This is a genomic window from Streptomyces sp. NPDC057136 (assembly GCF_042670885.1).
In the GTDB taxonomy this organism is placed as follows: Bacteria; Actinomycetota; Actinomycetes; order Streptomycetales; family Streptomycetaceae; genus Streptomyces.
The window spans coordinates 247,290-263,498 of record NZ_JBHUUV010000008.1 but is presented as its reverse complement, the minus strand read 5'-3'; the positions used below and the strand labels follow the sequence as shown (position 1 = coordinate 263,498).

10 protein-coding genes and 3 pseudogenes are annotated in these 16,209 nt (G+C 70.3%); 3 read left to right on the top strand and 10 right to left on the bottom strand.

The genetic code is table 11. From position 1 onward, the window contains the following. Positions 1-454 precede the first annotated feature (454 nt). Both ACFT7S_RS13575 and ACFT7S_RS13570 read right to left on the bottom strand, forming a co-directional pair. Positions 455-1,962 (bottom strand): annotated as a pseudogene (locus ACFT7S_RS13575) (AMP-binding protein); the annotation flags it as partial. Continuing rightward, a complete protein-coding gene (locus ACFT7S_RS13570; protein ID WP_382730790.1) occupies positions 1,860-4,688 on the bottom strand; it encodes a condensation domain-containing protein in 2,829 nt (942 codons plus the stop codon). The gene ACFT7S_RS13570 and the pseudogene ACFT7S_RS13575, both read right to left, overlap by 103 nt. A 385-nt stretch (positions 4,689-5,073) precedes the next feature. Here ACFT7S_RS13570 and ACFT7S_RS13565 point away from each other — a divergent pair. The 3 genes and pseudogenes from ACFT7S_RS13565 to ACFT7S_RS13555 all read left to right on the top strand — a co-directional run. Beyond that, positions 5,074-5,244, top strand: a pseudogene (locus ACFT7S_RS13565) (IS701 family transposase); the annotation flags it as partial. A gap of 178 nt (positions 5,245-5,422) precedes the next feature. Beyond that, positions 5,423-5,665 (top strand): hypothetical protein, encoded by a 243-nt coding sequence (locus tag ACFT7S_RS13560; protein ID WP_382730873.1) that lies wholly within the window; start codon positions 5,423-5,425, stop codon positions 5,663-5,665. A 252-nt stretch (positions 5,666-5,917) separates the two neighbouring features. Continuing rightward, positions 5,918-6,504: pseudogene (locus ACFT7S_RS13555) on the top strand (hypothetical protein); the annotation flags it as partial. A 50-nt stretch (positions 6,505-6,554) separates the two neighbouring features. On the opposite strand, the gene ACFT7S_RS13550 reads toward ACFT7S_RS13555, so the two are convergent. From ACFT7S_RS13550 to ACFT7S_RS13515, 8 genes are all read right to left on the bottom strand, one after another. Next, positions 6,555-7,709, bottom strand: coding sequence for a zinc-binding dehydrogenase (locus ACFT7S_RS13550; protein ID WP_382730788.1), 1,155 nt, complete (start codon positions 7,707-7,709; stop codon positions 6,555-6,557). After that, on the bottom strand, positions 7,706-8,008 hold the full coding sequence (locus ACFT7S_RS13545) for a putative quinol monooxygenase (RefSeq protein ID WP_382730785.1): 303 nt from the start codon (positions 8,006-8,008) through the stop codon (positions 7,706-7,708). The genes ACFT7S_RS13550 and ACFT7S_RS13545 overlap by 4 nt, the downstream gene beginning before the upstream one ends. A 6-nt stretch (positions 8,009-8,014) precedes the next feature. Then, complete coding sequence (locus ACFT7S_RS13540; protein WP_382730782.1) at positions 8,015-8,671, bottom strand: glycerol-3-phosphate responsive antiterminator; 657 nt, start codon at positions 8,669-8,671, stop codon at positions 8,015-8,017. 45 nt (positions 8,672-8,716) lie between these two features. Further along, positions 8,717-10,270, bottom strand: a complete 1,554-nt coding sequence (locus ACFT7S_RS13535) for an FAD-binding oxidoreductase (protein ID WP_382730780.1) — start codon at positions 10,268-10,270, stop codon at positions 8,717-8,719. Next, positions 10,267-11,940, bottom strand: a complete 1,674-nt coding sequence (locus tag ACFT7S_RS13530) for an FAD-dependent oxidoreductase (protein ID WP_382730777.1) — start codon at positions 11,938-11,940, stop codon at positions 10,267-10,269. The genes ACFT7S_RS13535 and ACFT7S_RS13530 overlap by 4 nt, the downstream gene beginning before the upstream one ends. Before the next feature lie 76 nt (positions 11,941-12,016). Further along, complete coding sequence (locus ACFT7S_RS13525; protein WP_382730774.1) at positions 12,017-13,570, bottom strand: FGGY family carbohydrate kinase; 1,554 nt, start codon at positions 13,568-13,570, stop codon at positions 12,017-12,019. 82 nt (positions 13,571-13,652) lie between these two features. Next, the gene (locus ACFT7S_RS13520; protein WP_382730772.1) at positions 13,653-15,110 is read right to left on the bottom strand and encodes an MFS transporter; all 1,458 of its coding nucleotides are present in this window, start codon (positions 15,108-15,110) and stop codon (positions 13,653-13,655) included. A 342-nt stretch (positions 15,111-15,452) separates the two neighbouring features. After that, positions 15,453-15,863: a DUF3291 domain-containing protein gene (locus tag ACFT7S_RS13515; RefSeq protein ID WP_382730769.1), complete on the bottom strand. Its 411-nt coding sequence runs from the start codon at positions 15,861-15,863 to the stop codon at positions 15,453-15,455. Positions 15,864-16,209: the final 346 nt, after the last annotated feature.

Below are 16,209 nucleotides of genomic sequence, written 5' to 3'. Positions count from 1 at the left end.
CGGGGTCGACGGCCGTCGTGCGTACGGGCGCTTCGAGCAGTTCGTTGTCGCGGGTCAGCCGGTCGTTGGCGACGCCGCGCACGAGCAGGGCGTCCGGGCCCCCGTGGTCCAGGCGGGCGGACAGCGACCCGAGGTCGTACACCTGCTCGCCCCAGGTGACCACCTCCGCCTCCGGGGCGGCCGGGCAGTCGCCCACGTGCAGCACCACGTCGTAGCGGTACAGGCTCATCTCGTTGCGGTGCCGTCCCCTGCGGGGCAGGATCTCGACGCCGGTGACACGGGGCGAGCGGGCGGCGAGCGCGGTGAAATACTCGGGGGAGATGAGCAACTCGCTGTCCCGGTCGGCGAGTTCACCGGCAGCGCGGGCCACGTCCTGCGCCGATGCGCCGGGCTCGGCGTGGGCGAGGGCCTGGCGGGCGTAGAACTGCGGGGCGAGGACGAGGCTGCGTACGTCTCCTACGAAGATGCGCCCCTGATCGGCCGTGGCGTCGACGGTGCGGTCCAGGACGGCGTCGAGATAGTCGCGGTCGGGGAAGTACTGGACGACCGAGTTGATGACGACGAGGTCGGTCGACACGGCGTCGACGCCGGTGAAGTCGGTCGCCTCGCGGTGGTGCAGCCGCGCCTGGTGCGCTGGGCGGCGGCGCAGCCCGTCCCGGAGCCATTCCACGGCGGGCCGCGAGAAGTCGGTGCCGGTGTACTCGGCGACGTACGGCAGCAGCCGCCACATGAGCAGCCCGGTGCCGCAGCCGATTTCCAGGACGCGCTTGGCCGACCGGTCCAGAAGCCGGCCGACGGTGGTATCGACCCACTCCCGCATGTGCTCGGCGGGGATCGGCGCACCCGTGAGGCTGTCGTTCCAGCCCTTGATGTTGAAGGTGAGTTCGCCGTCGGCGGCGTCGATGTGGGTCGTCTCGAAGACGGTATTCCAGTCCTCGACCTGGGCATCCTGGTCGCTGTCGGTCGAACTGCCGTGCATGGCACGGGGGGCGAGGGCGACGAGGGCGATCAGCCGGGCAGCGCCGTTGTTGTCGGCGGCGACGGTGACGGCGGCTTCCTTGACGGTGGGGTGGTGGGTGAGGGCGGCTTCGATCTCGCCGGGTTCGATGCGGAAGCCGCGGAGTTTGATCTGGTCGTCGGTGCGGCCGAGGTATTCGAGGGTGCCGTCGGGGCGCCAGCGGGCGCGGTCGCCGGTGCGGTAGAGGCGGCTGCCGGGGGTGCTGCTGTACGGGTCGGCGATGAAGCGCTGGGCGGTGAGACCGGGGCGGTTGACGTAGCCGCGGGCAAGTCCCAGGCCGCCGAGGTAGATCTCCCCGGCGACACCGACGGGCACCGGCTGAAGGTGTGCGTCGAGGACGCGGAGGTGGACGTTGGGCAGCGGAGTGCCGATGACGGGGACATCGATGGGGCCGGGCAGATCGTGGCAGGTGGCGTCGACGGTCGCTTCGGTAGGGCCGTAGAGTTGAAACAGCGGGTACGCCCCTGGCCGCGCAGCGCCTGCCACAGCGACGGCGAGATCGCCTCACCGCCCACCATGACCATGGACGGCGCCCACGCTCCCTCCAACAGCCCCACGGAAATGAGAAGTTCGAGCTGCGACGACGTCGTGTCGATGACGTCGATCCGGTGCTTCTCGACGAACCGGACCAAGGCCGAGGGGTCGCGGCGCACGTCCTCGGACGCGATGAACAGCTCGTGACCGGCCAGCATCCAGCTCAGCTGCTCCATGGACGCGTCGAACGTGAACGGCGCGGTGTGCGTCGCGCGCAGCTTCCTGTCCCCGGGCGGCACACTGTCGGCCCCGGCGAGATACGGGTCGTGGCCGAGGAAGGTGGCCTGCAGGGTGCTGGTGAGGTGGTTCAGGGAGCGATGCTGGACGGCGACACCCTTCGGCGCGCCCGTCGAGCCGGACGTGTAGATGATGTACGCGGCCTGGTCGGGGCGGATGTGCGGGGCGGGCACCGGGCTGTCGGCCGCGGACTGCCGCGGATCGAGGTGGACGCGGCCGGGGCCTTCGGGCAGGTCGCGGTAATGACGATGGGGGCTGCGATGTCGTCCAGGACATAGGCGGTGCGGTCGGCGGGCCACTCCGGGTCCAGGGGGACATAGACGCCGCCCGCCCGCATCACGGCCAGCAGGGCGACAACACTGTCGGTGGAGCGAGGCAGACGGACCGCGACCGACGTCTCGGCCGTGATCCCGAGGTCCACCAACTTCCGTGTCAAGGCGTCCACATGGGCATCTAGCCCGGCGAAGGTCAGCGTGTCCTCGCCGCACGTCACCGCCCGCGCGTCCGGCGCCGCCCGCACCATCTCGGCGAACCGCTCCGGGACACTGCCCGGCCCGCCGAGCGCCGCCTCCCGCTGCCCGAACCCGCCCAGCAGCAGCCGCCGTTCGGCATCGTCGGACAGAGGCAGCTCGCCGATCGGGCGGCCCGGATCCGCAACGGCGGCGCCGAGCAGCGTCAGATAGTGGCCGACCAGCACGTCCATGCGGGCCCGGTCGAACAGGTCGGGGCAGTAGTTCAGGATCCCGCGGTAGGAGCCGTCGTCGGCCCGCTTGATGTCCAGGGACAGGTCGAACTGCGATACAGCCTCCCCGACCGGGTACCGCTCGACCTCCGCCCCGGGCAGGCCCGGCCGCGCCGCCGGCGTGTTCTGGAGCTGGAAGGTGACCTGCACGAGAGGGTTGTGGCTGAGGTCCCGTTCGGGCGCGAGCGTCTCGACCAGCGTCTCGAAGGGCAGGTCCTGATGGGCGAAGGCGCCCAGCGCGGCCTCGCGCACCTGCTCCAGGAGTTCCAGGAAGGACAGTCCGGGGGCGCAGGTCACGCGCAGGGGGAGCGTATTGACGAAGAAGCCGACGAGAGGCTCCGTCTCGGTGCGGGTGCGGCCCGCCGTTGGTACGCCGATCACGATGTCCTCGTGCCCGGCATGGCGCGCCAGCACCGTCTGGAAGGCGCCGAGCAGCGTCATGAACAGGGTGACGCCCTGCTCCCTGCCCAGTTCCTCCAGCTCGGCGACCAGCGCATCGGGCAGCGCGAACTCGACCGTCTCACCCCGCTCGGACTGCACGGCGGGACGCGGATGGTCGGTGGGTAGCCGCAGCACCGAGGGCGCACCGTCCAACGCCTGCTTCCAGTAGGCGAGTTGCTTCTCCTGGACGGACCCGGTCATCCAGGCGCGCTGCCACACGGCGAAGTCGGCGTACTGGACGTCCAGTCGGGGCAGTGCGGCCGGATCGCCGGTGACGCACTCCCGGTACAGGCGGCCGAGTTCGTCCATGAGCACACCCACGGACCAGGCGTCCGAGACGATGTGGTGCATGGTGACGACCAGCACATGCTCGTCGGCAGCCAGCCGCACCACCACCACGCGCATCAGCGCGCCGTCCACCAGCCGGAACGGGGTCTCGGCCTCCGCCGCCACCAGCCTGCGCGCCGACTTCTCCCGCTCGGCGGGCTCCAGCAGCGTCAGATCGACCCGCGTCAGTGTGGCCGCGCGCCGCGTGCCCGCCCCGTCGGCGGCGTCGATGACTTGGTACGGCACACCGTCCCGCTCGACGAACGCCGTCCGCAGCGTCTCGTGCCGCTCGACCAGCATCCGCAGTGCCCGCCGCAGCGCGTCCAGGTCGAGCCATCCCCGTAAGCGGAAGGCGTCGCACATCGTGTAGAAGGCACTGTCGGGCATCAACTGGTCCAGGAACCAAAGCCGTTGCTGCGCGAATGACAGCGGTAGCGGCGTGCAGCGCTCCACCGGCTCAAGCGCCACTTCCTCGTGGCCGTCCTGGCCGCCAGCCTGTTCGGCCCGCACCCAGGCCGCCAGTTCCTCGACCGTCGGCGCGTCGAACAGGGCCCGCAGCGGCAGCTCGACACCGAGCAGCTTGCGCAGGCGCGCCACCACCTGAACCGCCAGCAGCGACTTGCCGCCCAGGTCGAAGAAGCGGTCCCGTACGCCGACCCTGTCCACGCCAAGTACGGCGCACCAGACCTGCGCCACGACCTCCTCCACCACATCGCGCGGCGCCACACAGGTGACCGGCCGGTGTGTCACCTCATCGGCGTCCAGCACAAGACGATTGCCGGAGAGGAGCGGCACGATCAGGTGAAGAATCTCCGCCCCGACCGGAATCCCGGCGCCTGGATCGTCGATATAGCGCGCCAAATCGGCGTAGGAGACGACTGAAATGCCCAACTTTTCATCGGGGGGCGTCGTGTAAAGCACGTAGGCCATGCCGGGCACCGGCCGCTCGATGCGCCGCGGCGGGACAACGGGGGGTGTTGGCAGCTCGTCGTCTAGGAAACAGATGAGCCCGTCCCCTGTGAATTCGGGAGCGGCGGCACGGGTGGTGACGAGGACATCGGGGGCCGCGGCGGCGAATATCTCGCGCAGTCGCCCGGCCGGAGTGCCGGGGTCCGCGGGAAGGCACGCGGCACCCAGCTTGAGCACCGCACACAAGGTGGCGACGAGGTCGGGATCGCGCGGCAGGACCACCGCCACCAGCGCCGAAGGGCCGGCACCCGCGGCCGCCAGACGCGCAGAGATCAGCTCAGCCCGCCGATTCAGTTCCCCGTAATCGGTCGCGACTCCCTGATACAGAATCGCGCTCCGCTCTGGCGCGGTCATGGAATGCCGTTCGAAGCTGTCCGCCGCCGTTTTTCTCCCTACGGGCTCAGCGCCTTCATTCGTCAAGATGATCCCCCGCGCCGCCGGAAATTCGAAGCCCTCAGTTGGTCATTCAAAGCATCTGGGGTCACCTGCAGTCGTGATTCTTACAGTTGTAACGCGGCAGCAAGCGGTTTACAGCCAAGGCGTGACCTTAGAATATGCCGACATATCTCCCTAGTGTCCTGGTGCGGCCCGTGACCGGGCGGGCCGACGGGGCGGGTGAACCGGCTGGAATTCAGGCCCGGCCGCGCAGGCTCGCCCGGCCGGTCCGGTGCCGGTCAGCTGAGTCCGAGAAGGGTCAGTGCGGACCGCCGGCTGGGAGCGGGCCGAACATCTGGAGCGGGAACGGCAGCTGGGTCGGAAGGAGGCTATGAGGTCATCTCATTTGGTGAGTCTGCGGTAGCAGATGAGGGTGCAGGGGCGCATCGAGCACGACTACCGAGAGATGAAACAGGCCCTGGGACTTGCCCACTTCGAGGGCCGCACCTTCAACGGCTGGCACCACCACGTCACCCTCGCCCACGCCTTCTGCACCCTGCGGAGGTTGGCCCACGGCCCAAAGGACACGGCACCGGCCTGAGCCTCTATCAGATCGTCCGCGAGCTTCAGTCACTCCTCGCCACCTGGGCCGGCGCGTGCCCCACCTGCCACCGCGACATACCAACACCCATACGAACCTGACCAAGCGACAGTCAGGAACTGATCCGGCCGGGAACGCGGCTGATCATCCTGATCGGGTGCGTCGGTATCCCTCGGACATGACGGATGTGGAGTGGGCGGGGTGCGTCGGGGACGACTGCCGCGCGGTCGTCGACCAGCTGCTGGAAGTCAACGCGCTCTATCGGCTCCGGGCCGCCAAGGGGATCCTCGGGCTGCGGAAGAAGTACGGCGATACACGGCTGGAGGCCGCCTGCACCAAGGCGATCACGGTCGGCGACCCGTCCTACCGGACCATCAAGCCCCGTTGTGCGCCGCCAGGTCCAGGATCGGTGCCCTCGTGAGACAGCGAGGGCCTTGAGACACCCGAACTGTTCCTAACCAGGGCGGGGTCGGGCAGCCGGTTGCCAATGCCCCGGCTCATGGCGGCCCACTGGGGCTCGGGTGAGTCCGGAACCCAGCCGCCAGGGGAGTTGCGCGTCAGGGCGGGCTGCAGGAAAGACGATTTCACTGGGGCGTGTGGGGGCCTGGTCTGCGCGAGCGCGGTCGTCCGGGGCCCGCGGATTGCCCGCGGGGCGGTGAGGTTGGATGGTGCCGTGAGCGTTCACGACGTGGCCCGTCACCTGCCCGGGATACCCGCCCTCAGCGACCTCTGCCGTGCGATGGCGATGGTGGACGCGGTCCTGTGTCCCGAGTGGGGCGACCGGTGGCACAGCTACGACGCCTCTCGCCCGCCGGGGCGTACGTCCGGGGGTTCGACCACGAGTCGCCGATGAGCCCGTACGTCGATGACGCGCTGTGGCCCGGACTGCTCGACGATGTCCCGTCCGTCTTCCGGCCCTGTGTGGAGGAGCCGTCGTTCCGGGACGAGTCCGGGGTGCCTATGGTGACGGCGTGCCTGTGGCGGGAGACCGCGGACGTCGCGTGGCGGACGGGGGACATCGACTTCCCGGAGGACGGGGCCGACGCGGACGGCGCGGACTACCTGTTCCAGCTCCTCGTCGCGGGAACGCCCGACGCCTACCTGGAATGGGCCGAGGACTACTACGAAGTCAGGCTCGACCCGGCCGCGGTGCGCCATGTGTACGACCTCCGGCCGCTGACCGCCGAGGTGATCGCGGCACTCAACCCGGAGATCACCCTCGCGGACCTGGCCGATGACATCAAGGAGACCGGCTACCCGGAAGTCTGTGACGGCGCCGCTGCGGACAGGGGCGCCGTCGAAGGAGCGGATCAAGCGGCGGCGGGCCGGTCCGTCAACAGGCCCGAGGTGTCGATCACTTGCCGGATCGCGCGGCCCGACGCCAGCTCCTCCATCGCACCGTTGATGTCCGACAGCGGCAGCGTCCCCGTGTGCATGCGCTCCACGGGCATCAGCCCTGCCCGCCACAGGTCCAGGAACCGCGGGATGTCCCTGCGCGGCACCGCGTCACCCATGTACGAGCCCAGCAGGGACTTGCCCTCGCCCGCGAAGGCCAGCGCCGGGACCTCCAGCACGCGGTCCGGCGCCGGCAGACCCACCGAGACGACCGTGCCGCCCCGGGCGACGGCCGTCAGACAGTCAGCGATCACCTTCGGGCTGCCGACCGCCTCCACCGACACCTCCGCGCCACCGCCGGTCAGCTCACGGACGGCCTCGGCCGCCTCCTGGGGGGCGAAGGCGTGCGTTGCGCCCAGCTGAAGGGCCAACTGGCGCTTCTCCTCCACCGGGTCCACGACGACGACCGGATACGCTCCGGCCGCGCGGGCACCCAGCACCGCCGACAGACCCACCCCGCCCAGGCCGTGGATCACCACGGATTGGCCGGGGCGCACCGCCGCCGTGTTGATGACCGCGCCGGCGCCCGTCAGGACCGCGCAGCCGAACATCGAGGCGACCGAGAACGGCACGTCCCGGGGGATCGGGACCAGCGACTCCTGGGCCACCACCGCGTACTCGGCGAAGGCGGACACCCCCAGCTGGTGGTGGACCGTGCGGCCCGCCGCGTCCGTCAGGAGCGAGGGGCCGTGAAGCAGCGCGCCGCTGCCGTTCGCCGCGGCGGCCTGCGCGCACAGGGCCGGCCGGCCCGCCGCGCAGTCCCGGCAGAATCCGCAGCTCGGGACGAAGACCACGGCCACATGGTCACCGGGGGAGACCCGGCGGACACCCGGAGCCGTCTCCTGGACGACCCCCACGGCCTCGTGGCCCAGTGCCATGGGCAGGGGCCGCCTCCGGTCGCCGTTGACGACGGAGAGATCGGAGTGGCACAGGGAGGCCGCCGCGACACGGACCAGGACCTCGCCCTCGCGCGGTGCGCCCAGGGTCAGTTCCTCCACCTCGACCGGGCGGGACTCCGTGTAGGGGCGGGCTGTCGATATGCCGCGCAGTACCGCGGCACGGGTCTTCACGCCGACGCCTCGGGGCGCGGCGCGCAGCGCAGGATGTCGCGGGCTTCCAGCAGTGGTACGACCTTGCCGAGCACGATCTCCTGGAAGTGTGGGGTGTCACAGTGCGCGGTGAAGTCGGCCTCGGTCGCGTACTCCTCGTACAGCACGATCGCGCTCGGGTCCTCGATGCCCTGGTGGACCCGGTAGGCGAGGTTGCCGGGCTCCTTGCGGGAGGCGGCGGCCATCGTGTCGAGGAGGGCGAGGACGGTGTCCTCCTCGCCGGGCCGGGTGCGGTACCGGGCTACAACTACGTACGTCACGGGGACTTACTCCTGGGGTGTGGCGGGCCTCTTCAGGGCGGACGGCGGGACCGGTGGCAGCTGGTCCCGCCGCAGGTGCCAGAGGCGGGGATCGGACGTGGCGGTCGCGGCCGACCCGAGGGCCAGTGCGAGCGCGACGTCCGCGGGGGTTTCGACGAAGCCGGCGGCGATCGAAGGGGACATCGCGCGCTGTGCCTGCGCGCTCATCCGGCCGATGATCGGGGCGGGCATGATTTCGACCAGGTCCGGCGCTCCGCGTGAGATCGCGTCGGTGGAGCGGCGCAGATTGGACCGGTCGGTGACGAATACCTTCATCATCGTCAGCAGGCCGAGCGGGCGGCCCTTCTCTATCAGGGAGAGCCGGGTGCTCACGACGCCGTGCGCGCCCATGTTCTTGATGAACTCCAGCGCGCCCCGGTCCTGTGCCAGACCGGGGCTGCTGTCCACGTTCACGAACACGGTCTTCCCTGCCCGGGCCAACGCCGGTACGACTTGCGGGAGTTGCCCCACGGCGAATGACGCGAGGATGCACACCTTGGCCGGTGCGGTCAGGAACGACCGCAGGGGCGGGGGGCCGATGACGGACGCGATCACCGGTACCTCGGCGAAGGCCGCGACGAGCCGGGGGTCGAGGCCGGCGGTCTGCCGGGAGGAAGGAGTCATGGCAAGAGCCTGCCTGGGGAGGGGAAGGAGTTCAGGGTGCCGAGGTCAGTTCAGCGGAGATGTGCCGAATCGGCTGGGAAGGCCCAGTTTGCCAGGGTTGAGGATTCCTGCCGGGTCCAGGGCGGCCTTCACCGCGACGAATGTCGCGAACCCGGCACCAAGGGATTCCTCCAGGTACGGGCCGCGCAGCAGACCGCAGCCGTGGTGATGGCTGAGCGCCGCTCGGTGCTTGATCAGCACGCCGTTGGCGGCGTCCCACACGGCGCGGTACCAGTCGCGGCGCGAGGTGGGCGCCACGTTGCCGCGCAGCGAGAAGTAGACACAGGCTCCGTCGGTGTACGCGTGGGACTGGTGCGCCGACGCTGCCAGGGTGCCGGGGACCGACTGGATCGCGGCGACCACCTCGTCGTAGATGACCGGGAGGCCGGCCCAGGAGGCGGCCATCTCCAGGGTGTCGGCGACGAATCCCGGACCGGGCGTGAAACCGTCGGCGGACTTGCCCACGAGCATCCGCTCGTCCAGCCAGCGCTCGAAAACCGCCTGGCTGTCCAGCTCGGGGCCGTACGCCGAACAGACCTCGGACGCCACCTTGATCGACGCGTCCACGAGCGCCGGGTCGCCCTCGTCGGCGATCAGCAGGAGGTTGGTCTCGGGGTGGCCGAAGTGGGTGCCGGACTCCAGGGTGTCGTACAGCCGCAGAACGGCCGGGGTCGCACCGCGCTGCATGATCTTGCGGCAGGCGTCCAGGCCCTCGGCGAAGGTCCTGAAGCCGAACGCGACGGCGTTCGCGTAGTCCGGCAGCGGGTGGACACGCAGTCGCGCCGAGACGATGACACCGAGCGTGCCCTCGGAACCGATGAACAGTTGGCGCAGATCGGGGCCGACCGCCGCCCGCGCGTAGTCGCCGTACGTGGCACGCGTACCGTCCGCGTGCACGACGTCGACGCCGACGACCATGTCCTCGATCTTGCCGTAGCGGGTGGACAGCTGACCGGCGCCGCGGCAGGCGATCCAGCCGCCGACCGTGGAGACGGCGAACGCCGAGGGCCAGTGGCCGGTCGTGACGCCGTACTCCTCCTGGAGTTGCTTCTCGAACAGGTCGCCGAACATGCCGGCCTCGACGTCCACAACGTTCGACTCGGCGTCGAAGCCGGTGATCGTGTTGAGCGCGCAGACGTCCAGGACGACACCGCCGAAGACGGGGAGCGCGGCACCGGTCACGTTCGAGCGGCCCGCCGACGGGGTGACCGGGATGCCGGCCGCGTGGCAGATCCGCAGCACGGCCGCGACCTGGTCGGCGTCGGCGGCCTCCACGACCACCGCGTCAGGCGTCGCGGGACGGCCCTCGGTCTCACCGATCATCGAACCGGCCCACCAGTCGCGGGTACGGGTGACGACCTCGTCGCGCTCCACGTGCACCGCGTGCGCGGCTTCGCGCAGGGCCTCGATCACCGTCGGGGGGACCTCGACCGGATCGGTCTGGAGCGCGGCCTCGCCGTCGCCGATGGGTGTGTTCTGCGCCCACTTGGCGAAGCTGGGGGCACCGATCGTGTAGTTGCCCCGGTTGAACGGATGGGTGATGGTCTGACGGCTGATCATGCTGCTGCCCCTTCGAGGAGTACGGACTTTTCGTGACGGACGGCTGCGAGGTACTCGGCGACCGAACGGTCGACCTCGGCCTCGTCGAGGTTCAGTTCCTGCCCGAGGATCGCGCCGACGGCGCCGGCCGCCTCGACGGAGGCGTCCCGGGCGAACAGGCGGGCACGCATGCGGCGCGACAGGACGTCGTCGACCGAGCGGGCCAGTTCGGCACGGGCCGCGTACACGACCTCTGCCTTGGTGTACGGGAGTCCGGCGACGATCGGCTCGGCCAGCGCCGGGTCGTCCTGGATCAGGTCGCCGACGAAGCGGGCCTCCGTGCCGAACCGCTCCCCGAGGTGCGCGGCGATGCCACCGGACGCGGCGACCGCCTCGGCGTCGTATCCCGCGCCGCCGAGCAGCGGGAGGTTCGCCGTGCGGCTCCCGCCTCTGCGGCCGAGTACCGTCATCACCTTGTCGATGACGAGCTCGCCCATGTGACGGCTGGTGGTGAGCTTTCCGCCGGTTACCGTCACCATGCCGGTGCGGCCGACGGTGATGTGGTGGTCGCGGCGCATGTCGAGCGTCGCACCCTCCTTGCCGCCGACCAGCGGACGCAGACCGCCGATGGAGCCGACCACGTCGTCGGGGGTGAGCTTCCCCTCGAAGGCCGTGTTGGCTCCCTCCAGCAGGAAGTCCATCTCCTGGCGTGTGCAGTGCACATCGTCCGGGGAGCCCTGGTAGTCCTCGTCCGTGGTGCCCAGCACGACGCTGTTGCCCCATCGGGTACAGGTCGCGCGGCGGGCCCGGCCCGGAATCGGCACGGTGACGGTGCAGTTGATCCGCACCTTCTCCCACGGCACCACGATGTGCACGCCCTTGGCGGGCCGGACCTGCGGCCTGTGGCCGTCGTCCGCCTTCGCGTCCAGCTCGTCGGTCCACACCCCCGTCGCGTTGACGACGGCCCGCGCCCGGACGTCGACGCTGTCGCCGCCCACGGCGACCCGGGCGCCCGCCACCTTGCCGGCCGCCATCAGCAGACCCTCGGCCTTCGCACCGTTCAGGACGGTCGCGCCGAGCGCGGCGGCGGTCCTGACGATGGTGAGGACGAGCCGGGCGTCATCGGTGCGGGCGTCGAAGTACATCAGCCCGCCCTTGAGGTTCTCCGCACGCAGCGTCGGCGCCTGAGCGAGTACCTCGGGGACCGTGAGGCGCTGGTGCAGTTTGCCGATGCGCCAGCCGCCCACCAGGTCGTACGTCCACAGCAGACCCTCGAAGCCCTTGGCGAGCCGGGCGTCGAAGATGCCCTCCCTCTCCAGGATCGGGAAGAGGAACGGCAGCCGGTGCACCAGATGCGGGGCGTTCCTGCGGAAGCGGTGCCGCTCCAGGAGCGAGTGCCGTACGAGATTGACATTGCCCTGCTCGATGTAGCGCAGGCCGCCGTGCACCATCTTCGAGGACTTCGACGACGTACCGGACGCGAAGTCGTCCTTCTCGATCAGCGCCGCACGCAGTCCGCGCGAGGCCGCGTCGAGCACGGCGTACGCCCCGGTGATGCCGCCGCCGATGACCAGCACGTCGTACGTGTCGTCGGCCAGTCGGCGCAGCGTCGCCGCACGGTCCAGCAGCAGGGGCGTTCGGCGGGTGGCCGCGGCGCTGCGCCGCGGCTTCCGGGCGGGCATGGTGATCACAACATCAACTCCTGGTATTTCGGTGCGGCGCCCCGGTCGTTGGTGGTGGGGGCCGCCGGTGCGACGGTGGGAGCCGTCAGTGGGGGGTGTGCGGTTTCAGTGCCGGGTCGTCCAGGTGGGCGACGAGGACGTCACGCCAGGCGGACCGCTGGGCGTCCCGGTCGGCCGCCGTGCTCGCGGGTTCGAAGACCTGGCCGCGCGGCTGGGCCTCGACAACCTCGTCGAGGGATGCCCACAGCCCCTGGGCGACCCCGGCGAGATAGGCGGTACCGCGCAGACTCGCGGTGGCCGAGTCGGCAACCCGCTCCAGCGGGAGACCGGTCAGGTCGGCCTGGATGCGCATCAGCGGGTCGCTGCCCGACACGCCGCCGCCCACCCGGAGACGGGTGAACGGGGCGCCCATGGTGTCGGCGACCCCGTCGATCAGATCGCACACGGAGTGCGCGATTCCGTCGAGGACGGCGCGGGCGAGGTCGGCGCGGGTGGTGGCGAGAGTGAGCCCGGTGAGGGCGGCAGTGGCCTCCGGATGCCAGACCGGGGTACGTACGCCGGCGAGCGCCGGGACGAAACGCGGGGTACGGCCCGGCCGGGTGGGGACCCGGCCCGCCTCCTCACCGAGCTCCTTCGGCGAGGCGAAGAGGCCCAGATCGTCACAGAGCCAGCGCAGCGCCGAACCCGCTGTGGAGGTGTACGCCTCCAGGCTGAAGTGGCTGATGTCGCCCTGCCGCCGGCCGGGCTGGGCGAGCACCCCGGAGATGTCCGGCCGGGGCAGGGCGGGCACGGTGCCGGTCGCGGCGTCCACGAAGGCGCCGGTCCCGTACATGATCATGCCCTGCCCGGCGGTGAGACCACCGAGCGCGAGCAGTGCCGCGTGCTGGTCGCCCATGGAGGCAGCCAGGGGTACAGCGATTCCGAGGGCGGCCAGGTCGGTCGTCCCGAATCCGGCGTCGTCCGAGCGGAGTTCGGGCAACAGGTCGAGGGGGAAGCCGAGATGGCCGATCCACTCTTCGTCCCAGGCATGCCGCTCCAGCAGATAACCACCGCTGGAGGCCGCGTTGGTAGGAGTGGTGGCGTGCACGGCGCCGCCGGTGAGCCACCAGATCAGCCAGGTGTCGACGGTCCCGAAGAGCAGCCGGCCCGCACGGTGCGCGGCGGCCACCTCCGGGTACGCGGCGATCTGCCGTGCCGCCCAGAGGAAGGGGGCGCGGGCGCCGACCGGCCGACCCTGACGGGCCAGCAGGGCGGCGTCCCACTCCGCCTCGTACGAGGTGAGTTCGGCGGCGTACCTCCGGTCCTGCCACACCACGGCGGGCAGCAGCGGCTGCCCGGTCACTCGGTCCCAGAGCATCGCGGTGGCCCGCTGGGTGGAGAGGGCCACGGAGGTGATCGCGATCCCGTCCTCGCGTGCCCGGCCGACGGCGCGGCGCGCCACCTCCAGGGTGGCCGTCCAGATCTCCATCGGGTCCTGCTCGACCGAGAGGTCGTCCGGATGGCTGACCTTGATCGACCGGTAGAACACCTCGTGCGCGGCACCGGAGTCGAGGACGACTCCGGCCCTGGTGCCGGTGGTGCCCTCGTCGATGGCCAGCACACCGCGCCGTGGGGCAGCGCCGGGGAACGTCTGCGTCATTGCAGCCCTTTCATTGCGAGCATCGCAAGCTGTACGGAGGGGAGGGGGAACCATCGTGTGACGCGGCAGGCACAGCGGCCGGTCAGCGCGCGGTCGTCGCCTTCGCGGATTCGGGCGAACCGCCCTGCGGGCCGACGGAGGCGTGTGCCTCGGAGGCCGCCGCGTCCGGGGACTTGCCCGCCTTCATCGGGTCCCACTTGATCGCCAGGCAGGTGATCAGACCGAGCAGCGGTACGACGGAGAGCACCAGGAAGGTGTCGGCGAGGCCGAGCGATTCCTTGATCTGCGGAAAGAGGTACAGCCCCGCGACACTGCCGAAGCTGCCGACCATGCCGGTGACACCGGTGCCCAGCGCGCGTACGTCACTGCTGTACGAGAGTGCGGCGATGGACTTGCCGTTGGCGCCGGGTCCCGAGGAGTGACAGAGGATGAAGAGCACCGGCAGCAGGAACGCCACAGCGGTGGGGACCTTCTCGAAGGTCAGGCCCATCGCGAGCAGGGCGACGAACACCCCGGCGAAACCGGCGGCCGAGCTGAGCCGGAGGCCGAGCCGGCGGCCGAAGTACGCGGAGAGCAGTCCGCCCGCGATACCGAAGGCGTTGAAGACCATCGAGCCGATGGTGGCCTTCTCGAAGCTCTGGCCGAAGATCGTCAGGCTGATCAGCGGGAGGTACCAGCCGACCGCGAAGTACTGCATCGACTGTCCCAGTGAGATCGCCGAGGACAGGATGGTGCGGGGCAGGTACTCGCCCTTGAACAGCAGCCCGGCCTGACGGAGCCCGATCGGCGGGGCGGCGGTGGCGGCCCGGGTTGCGGCGTCCGGCTGCCCTGCGACGGCCTTGATCCCGTAGATCCTGTCCAGGTTGAGTACGGCGTCGTCCAGGCGCCCCTTGCTCGCCAGCCAGGTGGGGCTCTCCTTGAGCATCAGCCACTGCCCCACCAGGAGCAGGACGGCGACCACCGCGGCGGAGCCGACCGACCAGCGCCAGATGTTCGCGCCGACGTCCTGGTTGAAGAAGAACAGGGCGAGCGCGAGGTTGCTGGTGGTCGCGACGTACCAGACGGCCTGCCACAGGTTCAGCCGGCCGCTCAGCTTGGCGGGGGTGTACTCGGCGAGCAGGGCCATGGCGACGGCGAAGTCGATGCCGTAGGCGACGCCCACCAGGACGCGGCCCACCCAGACAACGGCGAAGTCGTCGGCGAACGCGGCGATCAGGGCGCCGGCGATGGCGAAGACCTTCGCGATGAGCAGCGGGGGAACCCGGCCGATCCGGGTGGCGAGCCAGCCGCCGATCGGGTTGAAGAAGATCGCCAGGGCCGGAGCGGTGGCCGTGAGGATCGAGACCTGCGTGCTGGACAGCTCCATCTGGGCCGTCATCGGCCCCAGACCGGCGCTCAGCGCGGCATTCGAATAGGCGTCGAGGAACAGCCCGCCGAACACGAGGAACCAGATGACTTGCGCCCGGCCGGTTATCTTTCCCAGCCCATCGATGAGCGCAACGACATCGCCGACGCCTTTGACACTTGGACGTTGTGCCATGAATCCGCCTTCGAGGAAGACCCATCGGTGGCACGGGGAGCATGAAAAAAAGGCATGACGAGACCACCGACAGGTGGTCTATGTCTGTGCCTGTCAAAACACTGCGGAAAGCGCCGCAGCACGTGAACTGCAAGGAATGCGAACTACGCCTGAAGTTAAGGACGCGGGCGGGGATACGTCAAGGGTTTCCGGCAGGTTGCCGAAACGTGACGCGGGGCCCGGGACTGCCCTGCGCGAGCGTCGGAGTGGTCGGTCCCGGCCGACAGCAGCGCAGTCCACGTCCTGCGGCCGACGGTGCCGTCGGCCGTGACGGGTCCGGAACTACCAGCGGTCCCCGCGGCGTCAGGCGGCTGCGGCGTCGCTCCGCTCCTGCTCGGCGAGGCGCCGCTTGGCTTCGTCCCAGGAGATCGGGAGCTGATCGACGGGGACGTCCCAGAAGGTGAACGTCGAGGTGCGCATCGTGGCGCGCAGCCCGGTCATGATGGAGCGGTGCGGCTCGGCCCTCGCGTAGGCGTAGAGGGCGTCACGGCTCTCCCACGCGGAGAGTGTGTAAAAGACACGCTTCGTGGGCTGCGCGATGAGGGAGGCGCCGTAGGCCCCCGGCGCGGAGCGCACCTGCTTCCATGCGGCGAGCGACTTCAGGAAGAAGCGCGGTACGTCCATGAGGGACCGCACTTCGAAGCGGGAGGCCATGACGACGGCCTGGCCATGCGGCGGGGCCGGATTGGGCGTGACCCAGGGAAGAGTCGGCATCGCACTTCTCACCTTCAGATGTAGGTAGTGGTGCTGTCTGCTCCCCATATTAGAGAGTGCCACTCTCCAATATGGGAGCCGAACGGCAAATCCGGCTCCGCCACGGCTCGGCGCCCCGCCTGCGGCGCCGCCCAGGCGGCTGCGCCCACACTTCCGCCGACCGGCAGGCCCCGGCCGCCCTCGATGCCGTCGGTACTCAGTCCCCGGGCCTGTAGAGCGCGGGATGGCCAGAGCATGACAATCATGCTCCGGTGCGGGGTTGCAGTGAACTCCCTTTCGGGCAGGGAAAATTGAAGGTACGTCAACTCACTGTCGGGCGACCGCGGGACGGCCACCCGACAGAGGT